Consider the following 15,655-nt stretch of genomic DNA (forward strand, 5'->3'; position numbering starts at 1 on the left):
CTGTCGCTCGGTCAAATGGCACGCTCCTTGATGGCGCGGGCGGTCCGGGGGTCGAGCGCGTCGCGCAGCGTGTCCCCGAGGAAGTTGAACGCGAGCACGACCGTCAGGATGGCGAGACCGGGGAAGGTCGCCACCCACCAGCTGTCGAAGACCTCCACGCCGGAGGCGACCATCGCGCCCCACTCCGGAGACGGCGGCTTGGCGCCGAGACCGAGGAAGGACAGGCCGGACAGCAGCAGCAGCGCGGTGCCGATGTCGAGCGTCGCGAGCACCAGGACGGGGCCGGTGACGTTCGGCAGCACGTCCACGCGGAGCGAGCGCCAGGCCGAGAAGCCGAGCAGCCGCCCGCTCAGCACGAACTCGCGCTCGCGGATGCCGAGCACCAGGCCGCGCGTCACGCGGGCGTAGGCCGGCCAGGCGACGATGAGCACGGCGATCACCGCGTTGCCGAGGCTCGCGCCGAGGGCGGCGGCCACCACCATGGCGAGGATGATCGTCGGGAAGGCGAACACGAGATCCGCCAGCCGCATGATCGTCTCGTCCACCCATCGGCCGAAATATCCGGCGCAGGCGCCGAGCAGGCCCCCGATCAGCACCGAGAGCACCACCAGCAGCAGCGTCAACGGGATCGAGACGCGGGCGCCGTACAGCACGCGGCTCAGGATGTCGCGGCCGAGCTGGTCGGTGCCGAACCAGTGACCCGGCCCGGGCGGGGCCAGCCGGGGCAGCTCCTGGGCGAGCGGGTCGTGCGGGGCCAGCACCGGCGCGGCCAGCGCGATCACGATCCAGGCGAACGCGACCACGCCGCCGACGATCGCCAGCGGCTGCCGCCACGCCTCGGGGAGCCGCCGTGTCAGCCCCCCTGTCCGCCCTCCTGTCCGCCCTCCTGCCGGCCCCCCTGTCAGTCGTCGTCTCACGAGATTCTCACTCTGGGGTCGATGACGCCGTACAGAACGTCCACGATCAGGTTGATGACGAGGTAGACCACGCCCACCACCAGGCCGACGCCCATCACGGCGGGCAGGTCGAGGGAGGTCGCGCTCTTGTAGGCGTACTGGCCGATGCCGGGCCAGGCGAAGATCGCCTCGACCAGCACGGTGCCGGACAGCAGGCTGCCGAAGGCGAGGCCCGCGACCGTGATGACCGGGACCAGCGCCGACCGCAGGACGTACCGGAACAGGATGACCCGGGCGGGCAGGCCCTTCGCACGGGCCGCCCGGACGTAGTCCTGGCCGAGCACTTCCAGCACCGCCGACCGGGTGAACCGGGTGAGCAGGCCGATGGTGTAGAGCGCGAGGACCAGCGCCGGGGTGACCAGGTGACCGGCCGCCGAGGCGAACACGTCCCACTGGCCGGACAGTGCCGCGTCGATCGTGTACAGACCGGTGACGTGCGGCGGCGGCGTCATGCCGGGGTCGATCCTGCCGCTGCCCGGGGTGATCTGTAGCCGGTAGAAGAAGACGTAGAACGCCACCAGCGCCAGCCAGAACGTCGGCACCGAGATGCCGAACAGGCTGGTCACGCGCAGGATGTGGTCCGACAGCCGGTCGCGGCGCAGCGCGGCGACGACACCGAACGCGACCCCCAGCACCAGCGAGATCAGGATGGCCGCGCCGGCCAGCTCCAGCGTCGCGGGCACGAACTCGGCGAGGTCGTCGGCCACCGGGCGGTGGCTCTGCTGGCTCTGGCCGAAGTCCCCGCGCAGCACCCCGGAGAGGTGGATCAGGTACTGCTCGGGGAGCGGCTTGTCCAGACCGTGGTCCGCGCGCCACTGCGCCACGATCGCCGGATCGCCGATGGCGCGCTGACCCAGGTTCGCCGCGGCGGGGTCGCCGGGGACCAGGTTCGTCAGGAGGAACGTGACGAGCGTGATGCCCAGGGCGAGCAGCAGCGCCGTGACGATCCTGCGGACCAGGAACCGGACGAACGGACGCCGACGCGCGGCGCGGCCCCGCCGCGTGTTCTCGCTGGGCAGGGCCGCGCCGCCGTCCTGGTCCTTACTTGGCACCGAGGTCGGCGACATTGATCGTCCACACCGGGTGGTACTCCAGGCCCGTGACGGATCCGGCCGTCACGATGTTCTGACCCGGCTGGATCAGCGGGATGAACGGGCCGGAGGCGTTGAGCTTCGTCTGCACGTCGGTGTACGCCTGCTTGCGGTCCTCGTCGGTCACCGAGGCGGCCGCCTTCTCGCCCGCGGCCTCCAGCTCCTTGTCCGCGCCCGCCTTCCAGCCGGCGCGCAGACCGACCAGCTTGCCGGGCAGGAACGACAGGTAGTTGCTGGGGTCGGGGAAGTCCGGGCCCCAGTACCAGAGGCCGAGCTCCTCCTTGCCGTTGCGGTAGTTGTCCAGGGCCGTGGTGACCGGCGCGGGCGTGAGCTCCACGGTGATGCCGATCTCCTTGAGGTTGGCCTGGATCCGCTCGGCCAGCGGCTGGAAGGACAGGCCGTTCACGGTCAGCTCGCTCGGGTACTCGAGCTTGACCGTGGGGTTGGCCACGCCGCTCTCCTTGAGCGCCGCCTTCGCGCCCTCGACGTCGCGCTGGGTCGCCTGGTCGGCGGGGAGTGCGCCGAGGAACATCGACGGGATGATGCCCGCGGCCTGGGTCGAGCCCTCACCGGCCAGCTCCAGCAGGCCGGTGTAGTCGACGCCCTTGCGCAGCGCCTCGACGAACTTCGGGTTGGAGGTGATCTTGCTGACGCCCGGGTCCTGGTTGGCCAGCAGGAAGAACACGTACGCCGAGGTCGTCCGCTTGACCTGCAGGCCGCCGCCCATGCCGGCCACCTGGTCGCCCGACAGGTTCAGCGCCACCTGGCTGTCGCCGCGCTGCACGTTGAGCTTCTGCGTGGCGGACTCGACGTTGCGGATGACGACCTTGTCGTAGACCGGCTTCTTCGCGCCCCAGTACTTGTCGTTCTTCTTGAGCACGACCTGGCTGCTCACGTTGAACGACTCGAGCGTGTACGGCCCGGAGCCGGCCGAGGCGGAGTTGAGGTACTGCTCGGCCTTGTCGTCCGCGTTCTCGGTCGCGCCGTTCTCCTTGGCGACCTTGGAGTTGAGGATGCCCAGCGCCGGGTTCGGCAGGATGTACGGCAGCGCCGGGTTGGGCGCCTTCGACGTCAGCGTGATCGTGCTGTCGTCGGTCTTGGCCACCTCGACGCCGTCGAGCAGGAAGGAGGGGGTGCCCTTCATGTCGCGCACGCGGGTCAGCGAGAAGAGGACGTCGTCGGCGGTGACGGGGGTGCCGTCGGCGAACGTGGCGTCCTTGCGCAGCTTGAGCGTGAGCTCCTTGCCGTCGGACGACATCTCGTACGACTCGGCGAGGGACGGGACCGGCTTGGTGACGTCCGCGCCCTCGAAGGTGAGGAGCGTGTCGTAGGTCGCCTTGTCCACGACCAGACCGGTCGGCTCGTACGTGCGGCCCGGGTCGGCCGTCTTGAGATCGAAGGATGTGTCGATCACGAGGGTCTTGCCCGCGCTGCTCTGCCCCTGCGTGGCGGACGAGCCGCCGCTGGAGCACGCGGCGAGGGCGAGAGCACCGGTGAGCACGACCGGCAGCAGGGCGGTGGTCGCCCGCCGGCGCCGCGAACGGAGCGCCATATCTGTATCCTCCGAAAATGTGCCATGTGAGACGTTTAGTCGATGATGGTGCAGGAGTGTCCGACAGAAAGTCCAGCGTGTGCCGGGATGCTGAGACAAATCTGATGAGGGAGAAGCTGCCGTGACCGAAATGTCAAGCTACCCGACTCCTGGGGCTACTCCTTCTGGACGTATCGGCATCGGCCTGGAGCTCGACTCGACACATCTCAAGATCCTTGAGGTGCTCAGGGAGAACGGCCGGATCTCCGTGGCCGCGCTCGCCGAGCGCGTGGGCATCTCCCGCGCGAACGCCTACACCCGGTTCGAGGCCCTGCGCGCCGACGGGGCGATCAAGGGCTTCACCGCCGAGATCGACCACGTCCGCGCGGGTCTGGGCATCACCGCGCTGGTCTTCGTCACCGTACGGCAGCAGATGTGGCGGCAGTTCCGCGCCCAGCTCGCCCAGATGCCCGAGGTGGAATACTGCGCGATCACCACGGGCCAGCACGACGCGATGATCCAGGTGCGGATGGCGGACGTGGCGGCCGTGCACTCCCTGGTGACCGAGCGGCTGGCGAACATTCCAGCGGTCAAGGCCACCGAGACCGTCTTCATCCTCGACGAGGTGATCAAGCGGCCGTACATCCTGCCGACCGACAGCAGGCCCGCCGCCCGCAGGCCCGCCGCCGAGGCATCGGGTGACGGGGTCCCGCTGGGCAAGATGCGGTTCGAAGGGGTCTCCGAAAGCCGGGCCGGCCTGCAGCGGGACCAGGGGTGATGACGTGCTGTCGACATCATTGTCGACAATGATGTCGACAGGGATGATGACGCCGGGCGTCGGCTCAGGAGACCTCGGCGCAGACGCTGACGTGCGTCGTGTCGTCTCCCTCGAACTGGAACTCCTCGATCAGGTGCAGCCGCCCGTCGGGCCGCGTCTCGATGCGGCTGGTGCTCCTCCCGCCGGCCCGGCCGCCCTTCTTGAGCTGGTGGATGTAGGTGATCTCCAGGCGGTCGTCCTCCCGGGTACCCACGAAATGCCCGTGCACCACCGTGTCGCCGACGTAGCTGCCCCAGACGATGCCGTCCTCCTCCGTGTAGACGAACTCGGTCGGCCCGTCCGGGTCCACCTCGCTCGCGGTGGAGCTGACCATCACGAACTTGCGGCCGTTGAGATTTCTGTCGTCCATGACCCCGCATCGTGCCGATCCGTCCGGAGTTCGCAATCGATGCTGGACGTTTCGCCGGCCGGATGCCCCTGGCAGCCGTCTTCCGTCCAGCTGGCCGTGACCTCCCTCAGAAGGACGCAGACACGCGAGCGATGGAGTCGTCGTACAGCCACATCCAGCTCGCCGAGGGGCTGGCCGGCGACTTCACCGCCTGGACCGACGATCCGGTCAGCTACGCCGACGAGCGGTGGCAGGTCCCGCCGAGCCGCGTCTTCCCCAAACCGCCCGGCGGGATGCCGGTCTACCTCGCCGGTTTCGCTCCAAGCGCACTTGAGCGCGTCGGTCGCCGGGCCGACGGCTGGCTCGGCGTCGCCCTGCCGCTCCCGGTCCTGACCGGGATGTGGGCCGCGATCCGCCGGGCCGCGGAGGACGCGGGACGTGATCCCGCCGCGCTCCGCATGGTTCTGCGGGCCAACCCGAAGGTCACCGCCGCGCCCGCGCCGGAGGCGGACGTCCCCGACTCGGGTACGGTCACGCAGATCGCGGGCTATCTGGCCGCCGCGGCCGAGGCGGGCGCGGACGAGATCCTGCTCGATCTCCAGCTCACCGCGCGGGACGACGACCACCTGCTCGACCTCGCCCGGGCGTTCCGCGCGGCACTCTCCTGACCATGGACTTCAGGGCCTGACGATCGGTTTCGCGTGTGACTCAATGAAGGAAAGTTACAGAAGCTTCACGTCTTGTGGAGATAATTGACGTCATCGCTGCTTCACCATAAAGTCCGGAAAAAGTTCCCTCTGTCCAGCCTCGATATATAGACCCCCACGGAGCGGTCCATGAAGCGTGTAGCAGCGGTTGTGTCGTTGCTCAGCCTTGCCGCCGTCACTGTGACGGCGTGCAGCAGCACCAGTACGGGTGGAAGTTCAGCCGGTGGCGGCGTCTTCACCACCATCGACGGCTTCAAGCCGGGTCTCGACGTCAACGGGCCGATCAACCCGTGGAACCCCAAGGGCAACATGTTCCAGGGGTACAACGCGATGAAGCTCGGGTGGAAGAAGAACCACCTGACCGACCCGAACCAGTTCTATCCCGGCATCGCCGCGAGCTGGGAGATCGCGCCCGACAACTCCTCGATCACGCTGCACCTGCAGCCGAACAACAAGTGGTCCGACGGCACGCCCGTCACCGCCGAGGATGTCAAGCTCTCCATCGCCCTCGCGTACACGCAGGGCAGCACGGCCTTCTCCGTCGACCCCGGAGCCGCGGGCGCGGCCTCCGACGTGGAGATCATCGACGACCACACGGTCAAGATCTCTCAGGACATGAGCAACCCCAGTGTCACGTTCGTCCGTGGCGTAATGGACAGCTTCGTCGTCCCGGCCCACATCTGGAAGGACGCGGTCCCCGCCAACTTCTGGGACACCCTCAAGGCCGCCCGCGGTGAGGGCGCCGAGGCCGAGAAGGCCCGCGCCGAGATCACCGCCCAGGCGGACAAGGTGCTCGCCTTCGCGCCGGCCAAGGACGTCTCCGCCGGGCCGTTCACCCTGGAGCGGATGAACCCGGGCGAGGCACTTCTCGTCAAGAACAAGAACTTCTACAACGCCGCCAACGTCGGCCCCGACCAGGTCAAGCTGCTCAACTACACGGGTAACGAGCAGATTTGGAACTACCTGATTTCGGGTAAGCTCGACAATGCGCCGTTCACCGCGGTGCCGGCCGACGTGATGAAGCGGATCGGCCAGACGCCTGGAAACGCGGTCGTCAAGGGCTTCTCGCCCGTCTCGGTCGCGATGGCGTTCAACCAGTCCAAGAAGCCCTACGACAACGTCCACGTGCGCAGGGGCCTCGCCTACCTCATCAACCGGGACGAGATCACCAAGATCGCCTCTCCCGAGGGCGGCACCCCCGCGCTGACCACCACGGGCATCCACCAGAAGCCCGCGGAGGCGTGGCTGGGCTCCGAACTGAGCGAGCTCGAGCCGTACAAGCTCGACGTGGCCAAGGCGGAGAAGGAGTTCAAGGAAGCCGGTCTGAAGAAGACCGGCGGCAAGTGGACGCTTCCTGACGGGAAGCCGTGGAAGTTCACGATCAACGTGCCCGCGCCGTTCTCCGACTGGGTGTCCGCGGCCAAGGCCGTGACCAGCCAGCTCAACGAGGCGGGCGTCAGCGCCGAGGTGCTCACCAGCGCCGACTACCCGCTCTACCTTTCGGAGCTGGCGGCGGGCAAGTACGACGTCGGCTTCTGGCTCGTGGCCCTCGGCCCCGCGCCGTACAACATCTACCAGCGCCTCTACGGCGCCTCCAACGGTTGGTCCATCCTCGGCGGCAAGATCAAGCACTCTGCCCCGGGCAAGGACGGCAACTGGATGGGCAGCCCCGAGACGATCGATGTCAAGGGCGTCGGGAAGGTCAACCCCGGCGAGCTCACCGGCAAGCTGAACACCGCTCCCGAGTCCGAGCAGAAGGCGATCATCAGCCAGCTCGCCAAGGCGGCCAACCAGGACCTGCCCGTTATCCAGCTGTGGGACTACGTCAACACGCAGTTCATCAACACGAACCGGTTCACCGGTTTCCCGGAGAACGAGAGCGACCTGCTCCGGGAGACCTCCGGTGTGTGGATCCAGCTCGGAATGATCAAGAAGAAGTAGGTTCATGACGCTCATCGGGGTCCCGGGACGTTCCGGGGTAATCGCTGTCGCACGACGACTCGCGGGCCACCTGGCCCGCGGGCTCGTCATGATCCTGGTGGTCACCACGATCAGCTTCCTGATCATCAGGAACATTCCCGGTGACCCCATGGCGGCCAAGTACGAGAAGCTCGTCGAGCAGGGCATGTCGCCCGAGGCGGCCCAGCAGGCGGTCAACGTTCTGTACGGCTTCATGCCGACGGGCAGCATGTGGGAGCAGTACCTCGACTACATGAAGGGGCTGGCCCGGTTCGACCTCGGCCAGTCGCTGAACGTGCCGGGCACCGGCGTGGGGACTGTGCTCATGTCCGCGGCCAAGTGGACGCTGATCCCGGTGCTCGCCGGGACCCTGCTGAGCTTCCTGGTCGGCATCATCCTCGGGGTCTACGCCGCGATCAAGCGCCAGAGCAAGGTCGGCGACCTGCTCGCGATCTCCGGATCGCTGCTGCACGGCCTGCCGCAGTACGTGCTGGCGCTGCTGCTCGCGGCGATCTTCACCACGCTGATCCCCATCCTCCCCGCGGGAGGAACCGCCGACATCATGTTCGAGCCGGGCTTCAACGCCGGCTACATCGGCTCGCTGATCCAGCACGCCACGCTGCCCGTCGTGACGTACGCGCTGTCCAGCTACGGCGGTTGGATCCTGGCCATGAAGTCCAGCGTGGTCACCGTGCTCGGCGACGACTTCATCCTCGCCGCCGAACTGCGCGGGATGAAGCGCTCGATCATCTTCAGGTACATCGCGCGCAACGCGATCCTGCCGCTCTTCACGATCCTCGCGCTGTCGCTCGGCATGCTGTTCGGCGGGGCCATCTTCATCGAGCGGATCTTCAACTATCCGGGTCTCGGGCTGATGCTCATCGACAGCATCACCGGACGCGACTACGCCCTCATGGGCGGCGCGTTCCTGCTCATCACGGTTGCGATCATCATCGCGAACATCGCGGCCGACCTGCTGTACACCGTCATCGACCCCCGGGTCAGAAGCGGAGGTGAGGCGGCATGACCGCGACGACGATCATGCCGGAGGCGCGCAGCGCCTCGGCGACCCTGCGCCGCAACTTCTGGCGCGGCGTCTGGCGGGTCATGAAGCGCAAGCCCAGCCGGATGGCCGGCGTGGTCATCATGGCCGGGTTCGCCTTCATGGGCGTCTTCGGGCCGATGTTCTACCCGGAACATCTGCCGCGTGACACGTCGGCGCTCTACGCGCCGCCGAGCTGGGCGCACCCGTTCGGCACCGACTTCGAGGGCACCGACGTGCTCGCCCTCGTCATCACCGGATCGCGCTACGTCCTGCTGACCGGCCTGGTCACCGCGGTGATCACGGTCGTGCTCGGCGCGGGCATCGGGCTGTTCGCCGGGTTCAGGCGCGGACGCTGGGACAGCGTCCTCATGCGGATCACCGACATGAAGCTGACGATCCCCGGCCTGCCGCTGATGCTGGTGCTGTCCACGATCTGGAAGTTCACCAGCGCCATCGAGATGGGCCTCGTGCTCGGCCTGCTCGGCTGGGGCGGCGTGGCCCGCGCCGTGCGCTCCCAGACCCTCTCCCTGCGCGAGCGCGGGTTCGTGGAGGCCGCCAGGGGACTCGGTCTGTCCACGCCGCACATCATCGGCAGGGAACTGCTGCCCAGCATGGCCCCGTACATCGCGATGAACATGCTCATCGCGGTCACCGGAGCCGTGTACGCGCAGGTGGGCCTCTTCTTCCTCGGCGTCCTGCCGTTCGAGGCCAACAACTGGGGCGTGATGCTCAACCTCGCCGTGTTCGGGGGCGGCGCGCTGACCACGACCGCGGCCCTGCCGTACCTTCTGGCGCCGCTGCTGGCGATCCTGTTGCTCACCCTGGGCATCGTGCTCGTCGTCGACGCCATGGACGAGATCTTCAACCCCCGTCTGCGTGAGGAGTGACCGGTGTCCGTGACTTCTGACAAGAGGGCGCCGGGCGTCCGCATCAGTGACCTGTCCGTCGTCTACCGCACCGGCGCGGGCGAGCTACCCGCCGTCCGGGGCGTCGACCTCGAGCTCGAACCCGGGACGATCACCGGCGTGGTCGGCGAGTCCGGCTCCGGCAAGTCCACCCTGGCGCTGTCGATGCTCAACGCGGTGCAGCCGCCCGGCCGGATCAGGTCGGGAAGCGTGGAGATCGACGGCCTCGGCGACGTCGTGACCCTGGGCGGCGACGACCTGCGCAAGACGCGCGGCCGGCACGTCGGCTACGTCTTCCAGGCCGCGCAGAACTCGCTCAACCCGCTCAAGACGGTCGGCAAGCAGCTCCTCGACCTGGGCCGCTCGCACGATGTTGACGACCTGCCCGGCCTGGTCAAGGAGGCGCGGAGCCTCCTCGACCGGATGGGTTTGGACGGGGCACGGGTTCTCGACTCCTACCAGCACGAGCTGTCCGGCGGCATGCGCCAGCGCGTCGGCATCATGCTCGCGCTGGTGCTCAACGCCCACGTCGTCGTCCTGGACGAGCCCACCACGGCGCTCGACATGATCACCCAGGCGACCATCCTGCGGATCATCCGCGAGGTCCACGAGGAGCGCGGCCTCACCACGCTCGTCATCACCCACGACCTCGGCGTCGTCGCCGAGATCGCCGACCGGCTCGCCGTCATGTACGGCGGTCGCCTGGTCGAGCAGGGCCCGACCAGGGAGGTGCTGGGCGCGCCCAAGCACCCGTACACACAGGGCCTGCTCCAGGCGATCCCGCGCCTGGTCGGCGACATCGACGAGGCCAGGGCGCTGCCCGGCCGCCCGCCGACGCTGGGCACCATCCCGCCCGACGGGTGCGTGTTCCGCGAGCGCTGCGCCGTCCGCATGGACGTGTGCGAGACCGGCGAGCCGCCCGTCCTCACCATCGGACCGCGCGTGGTGGCCTGCCACACGGCGGCCGGCGACGGGGAGCAGAAGGAGACCGTCACGACGGGACCCACGAGAGGGGAGGAGCAGGCATGATCACCGGCAAGGGCATCACCAAGACGTTCCGGCAGCGCGGCGGCATGCTCGGCGCCCGGGAGGTCCCGGCGCTGCGCGGCGTCGACTTCTCCATCGAGAAGGGCGGCGCGGTCTCGTTCATCGGCGAGTCCGGCTGCGGCAAGACGACGCTGGGCCGCATCCTCGCCGGTCTGGAGAGCTACGACTCCGGTGAGATCGTCATCGACGGCGTCCCGATGTCGTCGCTCCGCCCGAAGCAGCGCCAGCCGCACTTCCGGCGGGTCCAGCTCATCCACCAGGACCCGTACTCCGCGCTGAACCCGGCGCGCACCATCCACCAGACGCTGGACGCGCCGCTGACCCTGCGGGCCAAGCAGACCGGCCGCTCGCGCTCGTGGATCGACGAGCGGGCCGAGGAGCTGCTCGGCCTCGTCGGGCTCGACCCGGGCTACGTGCTGCCGCGCTACCCGCACCAGCTCTCCGGCGGCATGCGCCAGCGCGTGGTCATCGCCCGCGCGCTCACCGTCGACCCCGACATGCTCGTCGCCGACGAGGCCACCTCGATGATCGACGTGTCGCTGCGCCTCGGCATCCTGGGCCTGCTGAAAGACCTGCGCGACCGGCTCGGCGTCAGCGTGCTGTTCATCACGCACGACGTCGCGACCGCGCGCTACATCGGCCTGGACGGCGAGCTGTACGTCATCTACCGGGGCCAGGTCGTCGAGCGCGGCCCGGTGGAGACGGTCATCTCCGACCCGGTGCACCCATACACGCAGTCGCTGCTGTCGGCCATCCCGGTGCTGCACGGCCTCGAGGTCCCGGGCGCGGAGCGCGTGGTGCCGACCGAGGCCATCGACGCGGCGCAGCCGGACGCGGGCTGCCTGTTCGCGGCCCGGTGCCCGTTCCGGACCGAGCGGTGCACGTCCGAGCTGCCCGTGCTCGGCCACGACGGCGGCACGCTCCAGGAGCACGCCTGCTTCCACCCGCAGCGCCGCAGCGTCGTCGCCACCCCGGCGGTGGCCTCGTGACCGCCGCCAAGGGGCTCACCGGGGACGCCGCCCGGCAGGTCGCCGCAGGGATCCGCGAGGCGTCCGGAGAGATCGAGGCGCTCGGCGAGCTCGCCGCGGCGGCGCTCACCCTCGACGCCGCCGACGCGCCGCTGCTGGTCGCCCGGCTCGCCACGCCGCCGGCGGACCGCCGCTGGACCGCGCTGGCGACGGACGGCCTCGACGGGGTCGTCCTCACCTCCGTGTCCACGCGCGACCCCAGCGTCGGCCACCTCGATCTGCTCGCCGTACATCCGGACGCCCGGGGCGAGGGACGCGGGCGGGCGCTGGTCGCGGCGGCCGAGGAGTGGCTGCGAGCCGAAGGCGTCACGACCGTGCGCGTCGCCGGCAACCCGCCTGCCTACGCCTGGCCGGGCATCGACGTGCGCTACACCCCTGCCGCCTGCCTGGTCGAGTCGCTCGGCTACGAGCGGGAGGGCGTCGCCTGGAACATGACCGCCGACCTGTCCTGCGGTCACTCCACGGCGGACGACGTCGAACGGCTGGCCGCCAAGGGCGTCGCCATACACGCGGCGGAGCCGGGCGACCGGGCCGCGGTGACGGCGTTCGTCCGCGAGGAGTGGAACGAGAGCTGGGCGTGGGAGGCCGAGCAGGCCACCGGCTGCCACTACGCCACCCGCGACGGGGAGATCATCGGATTCGCCGCCTGGGGGGCCAGGCCCGCCTGGTTCGGCCCGATGGGCACCGCACCCGCCGCGCGCGGGCTCGGCGTCGGCGGCGTGCTGCTGCGTCGCTGCCTGGCCGAGATGCACGCGGCGGGCCTGTCGAGCGCGCAGATCTCCTGGGTGGGGCCGCTCCGGTTCTACTCCGGCGCGGTCGGTGCGCGGGCGGAGCGTGTCTTCTGGCTCTACCGGCGGGACCTGCGGTGACGGCCGGATGTCACGGGTAGAGCAGCTTCCCGCCGGACAGCCAGGCCTCCGGGTGGCAGGGGGAGGGGCACAGGTCGCGGGGGTCCGCCCCCGCGTCCAGCCGCTCGCGCAGCGACGGGGAGCCCCACAGCAGGTCCATGAAGTGCTGCCCGCCCGTGGTATCCGTTTCGGTGGCGTCGGCTGTGGTCCAGGCGAACCCTTCGGGGTGCTGCGAGTGGTAGACGTGCAGCATCGACACCCCGGTCAGCACCGGCTGGAAGGCCACCGGGTCGTGCACGTGCAGCTGGACCCCGCGTACCGCCGTTCCCGCGTGCTTGCCGAAGGCCGGGGTGAACCAGGTGTCGCGGAACCGCACGCCGGGCAACCCGAGACGGTTCAGCTCCGCGGCGAACCGGGCGTCGAGGCCGGGTGCGCCGACCAGCTCGAACGGCCGGGTGGTGCCCCGGCCCTCGGACGCGGTCGTGCCCTCGAACAGGCCGGTCCCCGGGTAGGCCAGCGCCGTCTCCGTGGTCGGCATGTTCACCGACGGCATGATCCAGGGCAGGCCGGTGTCCGCGAAGCGCATGTGCCGCCGCCAGCCCTCGTTCACGATCACGGTCAGATCCACGCCGATCGACTCGTTGAGGAGGAGCGCCAGCTCGCCGATGGTCAGGCCGTGCCGTACCGGGATGGCCGCCCGGCCCACGAAGCTGGCGCAGGCGGGGTCGAGCAGCGGCCCCTCGGCGCGGGTGCCGCCGAGCGGGTTGGGCCGGTCCAGCACCGCGAAGCGCAGCCCCAGCCGGGCCGCCGACTTCATGAGGTCGTGCATCGTCCACACGAAGGTGTAGAAGCGCGTCCCCACGTCGGCGATGTCGAAGACCAGCGTGTCCACGCCCGACGACGCCACCAGCGCGTCCAGGGCGTCGCCGTGCCTGCCGTACGTGTCGAGGACCGGGAGCCCGGTCGCCGGGTCACGGCCCGAGTCCTCGCTGAAGCCCGCCTGCGCCGTGCCGCGGATCCCGTGCTCGGGACCGAACAGGGCGGTCAGCGGCACACCCGCCGCCCGCAGCGCCGTGGCGGTCGGGGTCAGATCGGGAAGAACCCCGGTGGGGTTGGTGACGAGGCCGATCCGGCCTCCTCGCAGGAGATCGGGATCGGCCGCGAGCCGCTCGGCACCGGTTCGTACATGTGACATGATCCCATTCTCCGAAGAATTTTTGCATAATGGAACCATCCGGTGAAAATTAGCGACATGGAACGAGATGATTGATCCACTCGCCGACCTGTCCACAGAGCAGAGCGATCCACGCTACAGCGAGATCGACCGGCTGCCCACCGAACAGGTCGCCAGGCTCATGAACGCGGCCGACGCCAAGGTCCCTGCGGCGGTCGCCGTGGCGATCCCGGAGATCTCGGCCACCATCGACGCGATCGTCGCCCGCATGAAGCAGGGGGGACGGCTCTTCTACGTGGGCGCCGGGACCTCCGGCCGCCTCGCGGTGCTCGACGCGTCCGAATGTCCGCCCACCTTCGGCACCGACCCCGAGCTCGTGCAGGGCATCATCGCGGGCGGCGTGCCCGCGCTGACCCGCTCGGTCGAGGGAGCCGAAGACGACGACGCCGCCGGAGCCGCGGCCATCCGCGCCCAGGAGGTGGGCCCGCTCGACTCCGTCGTCGGGGTCTCCGCCAGCGGGCGGGCGCCGTACGTGCTCGGAGCCCTCGGCGAGGCGTCCCGCAGGGGCGCCCTGACCGCGGCTCTGTCGTGCAACAAGGGATCCGCGCTCTCCGCCGCGTCCGAGCACCCGATCGAGGTGATCGTCGGGCCCGAGATCGTGACCGGATCGACCCGCCTCAAGGCCGGGACCGCGACGAAGCTCGTCCTCAACATGATCTCGACGATCGCGATGGTCCGGCTCGGCCGGACGTACGGGAACTCGATGATCGAGGTCTCCGCGGCCAACTCCAAGCTCGCCGACCGGGCCGCCCGCATGGTCGGCGACATCACCGGCGCCGGCCTGGACACCGCCCAGGAGGCCCTGGAGGCGGCGGGCTGGCAGGTAAAGGCGGCCGTGCTCATGATCGAGCACGACCTCGGGGCGGACGACGCCAAGGCGCTGCTCCAGGCCAACGGCGACCGCTTGGAGGCGGCGCGGCAGGCCGCGTCTGGGGGAGCGCTGGGTGCCTGACAGGCCGGGCGACCGCACCGACATCGGATCCGGTGACGATCCCTCCGGGGCCATGCCGGACGTCCCGGGGAATCCGGTCCGGGACGTCTCCACACCGGAGACCTCCGCCGGACTCTCCCGGATCCTGGAGGATGCGGTGCCGGCGGCCTGCTCGGCGGCGGTCGCGGTGATCGCCGTGGAGGGAACCGTCGTCGCCGCGGCCGCGGCGGGCGAGGCCGTACGTTATTCAGGAGCCACGGAGGCGCTCTTGGAGAAACGTCCCCCCGCCCGTCGCGACTCGGTCTTCGACCTCGCCTCGATCACCAAGCTGTTCACCACCGCTGCCATCCTGTCGCTGGTGGAGGACGGCCTCCTCGGGCTCGACGAGCCGGTCGCCACCTGGCTCCCCGCGGCGTACGGAGGGCACCACGCGACCACGCTGCGGCATCTGCTCACCCACACGGCCGGTCTGCCGCCGAGCCGCCGGGCCCACGAGGAGATCCCCGGCGACGGCCCCGCCGCGCACGCCGCGCGGATGGAGCTGATCCTCACCACCCGGCCGGACCACCCCCTCGGGGAGCGGTACGTCTACTCCGACGTCGGCATGGTGACGGCGGGCCGGGTGGCCGAGATCGCCGGGGGAGCGCCCCTCGACGAGCTCGTAGGCACCCGTGTCATCGGGCCGCTCGGCCTGACGAGCACCTGCTACCGCCCTCCGGCCGCGCTGCTCCCGCGCGTCGTCGCGACCGAGTACCAGGCCGACCGCCCCGGTCCCGGCTGCATCAGGGGCGAGGTCCATGACGAGACCGCCTACGGCCTCGGCGGGGTCGCCGGGCACGCCGGGCTGTTCTCCACGGCGGACGACCTCGTCCGCTTCGGGGAAACCCTGCGCACCGGGGGCGGGCCGATCCTGCGCCCGGACACGGTGGCGGAGATGGCCCGCGACCAGGGCGTCACGGGGGCGGCGTTCGACCACGGGCTCGGCGTCCGCATCGGCGACCCCGCCATCGTGGGGCCACTCGGCCGCGCCTACGGCCACTCCGGGTTCACCGGGACCGCCCTCGTCGTCGACCCCGAACGGGCGCTGACCGTCGTCCTGCTGACCAACAATGTCCACCCCGTACGTGGCCGGCCGGGCATCCGCGACCTGCGCCACGCCGTCGCCGCCGAGGCGCTCCGGATCGCGTCCTGACCGGAGCGCCGTCCG

The 15,655-nt window shown here is 70.0% G+C and carries 15 protein-coding genes; 10 read left to right on the forward strand and 5 right to left on the reverse strand.

Translation table 11 applies throughout. From position 1 onward, the window contains the following. Nucleotides 1-11 precede the first annotated feature (11 nt). The 3 genes from QSK17_RS13285 to QSK17_RS13295 are packed head-to-tail and all read right to left on the reverse strand — an operon-like array spanning nt 12 to nt 3,599. The gene (locus QSK17_RS13285; protein ID WP_285704975.1) at nt 12-917 is read right to left on the reverse strand and encodes an ABC transporter permease; all 906 of its coding nucleotides are present in this window, start codon (nt 915-917) and stop codon (nt 12-14) included. Further along, complete coding sequence (locus tag QSK17_RS13290) at nt 914-2,023, reverse strand: ABC transporter permease (RefSeq protein WP_285704976.1); 1,110 nt, start codon at nt 2,021-2,023, stop codon at nt 914-916. The genes QSK17_RS13285 and QSK17_RS13290 overlap by 4 nt, the downstream gene beginning before the upstream one ends. Continuing rightward, nucleotides 1,998-3,599, reverse strand: coding sequence for an ABC transporter substrate-binding protein (locus QSK17_RS13295; RefSeq protein WP_285704977.1), 1,602 nt, complete (start codon nt 3,597-3,599; stop codon nt 1,998-2,000). The genes QSK17_RS13290 and QSK17_RS13295 overlap by 26 nt, the downstream gene beginning before the upstream one ends. A gap of 130 nt (nt 3,600-3,729) precedes the next feature. Between QSK17_RS13295 and QSK17_RS13300 the strand changes: the two genes are divergently transcribed. Further along, nucleotides 3,730-4,356 carry an Lrp/AsnC family transcriptional regulator gene (locus QSK17_RS13300; RefSeq protein ID WP_285705054.1) on the forward strand — a complete coding sequence of 209 codons (627 nt, stop codon included), beginning with the start codon at nt 3,730-3,732 and terminating at the stop codon, nt 4,354-4,356. Between the two features lie 64 nt (nt 4,357-4,420). On the opposite strand, the gene QSK17_RS13305 is transcribed toward QSK17_RS13300, so the two are convergent. Beyond that, nucleotides 4,421-4,765 carry an avidin-fold protein gene (locus tag QSK17_RS13305; RefSeq protein WP_285704978.1) on the reverse strand — a complete coding sequence of 115 codons (345 nt, stop codon included), beginning with the start codon at nt 4,763-4,765 and terminating at the stop codon, nt 4,421-4,423. A 131-nt stretch (nt 4,766-4,896) separates the two neighbouring features. Here QSK17_RS13305 and QSK17_RS13310 point away from each other — a divergent pair, with 131 nt between their 5' ends. From QSK17_RS13310 to QSK17_RS13340, 7 genes are all read left to right on the forward strand, one after another. Beyond that, nucleotides 4,897-5,412 carry an LLM class flavin-dependent oxidoreductase gene (locus QSK17_RS13310; protein WP_285704979.1) on the forward strand — a complete coding sequence of 172 codons (516 nt, stop codon included), beginning with the start codon at nt 4,897-4,899 and terminating at the stop codon, nt 5,410-5,412. A 168-nt stretch (nt 5,413-5,580) separates the two neighbouring features. After that, nucleotides 5,581-7,392, forward strand: a complete 1,812-nt coding sequence (locus tag QSK17_RS13315; protein WP_285704980.1) for an ABC transporter substrate-binding protein — start codon at nt 5,581-5,583, stop codon at nt 7,390-7,392. A gap of 4 nt (nt 7,393-7,396) precedes the next feature. Then, on the forward strand, nt 7,397-8,437 hold the full coding sequence (locus QSK17_RS13320) for an ABC transporter permease (RefSeq protein WP_285704981.1): 1,041 nt from the start codon (nt 7,397-7,399) through the stop codon (nt 8,435-8,437). Further along, nucleotides 8,434-9,342, forward strand: coding sequence for an ABC transporter permease (locus QSK17_RS13325; RefSeq protein WP_285704982.1), 909 nt, complete (start codon nt 8,434-8,436; stop codon nt 9,340-9,342). Before QSK17_RS13320 ends, QSK17_RS13325 begins: the two co-directional genes overlap by 4 nt. A gap of 3 nt (nt 9,343-9,345) precedes the next feature. Beyond that, the gene (locus QSK17_RS13330; protein ID WP_285704983.1) at nt 9,346-10,389 is read left to right on the forward strand and encodes an ABC transporter ATP-binding protein; all 1,044 of its coding nucleotides are present in this window, start codon (nt 9,346-9,348) and stop codon (nt 10,387-10,389) included. Further along, nucleotides 10,386-11,396, forward strand: a complete 1,011-nt coding sequence (locus QSK17_RS13335; protein WP_285704984.1) for an ABC transporter ATP-binding protein — start codon at nt 10,386-10,388, stop codon at nt 11,394-11,396. Before QSK17_RS13330 ends, QSK17_RS13335 begins: the two co-directional genes overlap by 4 nt. Continuing rightward, nucleotides 11,393-12,304 carry a GNAT family N-acetyltransferase gene (locus tag QSK17_RS13340; RefSeq protein WP_285704985.1) on the forward strand — a complete coding sequence of 304 codons (912 nt, stop codon included), beginning with the start codon at nt 11,393-11,395 and terminating at the stop codon, nt 12,302-12,304. The genes QSK17_RS13335 and QSK17_RS13340 overlap by 4 nt, the downstream gene beginning before the upstream one ends. A 10-nt stretch (nt 12,305-12,314) precedes the next feature. Here the strand turns inward: QSK17_RS13340 and QSK17_RS13345 are convergent, their stop codons facing one another. Next, nucleotides 12,315-13,478, reverse strand: a complete 1,164-nt coding sequence (locus tag QSK17_RS13345; RefSeq protein ID WP_285704986.1) for an exo-beta-N-acetylmuramidase NamZ family protein — start codon at nt 13,476-13,478, stop codon at nt 12,315-12,317. Between the two features lie 67 nt (nt 13,479-13,545). On the opposite strand from QSK17_RS13345, the gene murQ reads away from it, so the two are divergent. Both murQ and QSK17_RS13355 read left to right on the forward strand, forming a co-directional pair. After that, nucleotides 13,546-14,469: an N-acetylmuramic acid 6-phosphate etherase gene (gene murQ, locus QSK17_RS13350; protein ID WP_285704987.1), complete on the forward strand. Its 924-nt coding sequence runs from the start codon at nt 13,546-13,548 to the stop codon at nt 14,467-14,469. After that, nucleotides 14,462-15,640 (forward strand): serine hydrolase domain-containing protein, encoded by a 1,179-nt coding sequence (locus QSK17_RS13355; RefSeq protein ID WP_285704988.1) that lies wholly within the window; start codon nt 14,462-14,464, stop codon nt 15,638-15,640. Before murQ ends, QSK17_RS13355 begins: the two co-directional genes overlap by 8 nt. The last annotated feature ends 15 nt before the right edge of the window (nt 15,641-15,655 follow it).

Source organism: Microtetraspora sp. NBRC 16547 (genome assembly GCF_030268965.1).
GTDB lineage: Bacteria > Actinomycetota > Actinomycetes > Streptosporangiales > Streptosporangiaceae > Microtetraspora.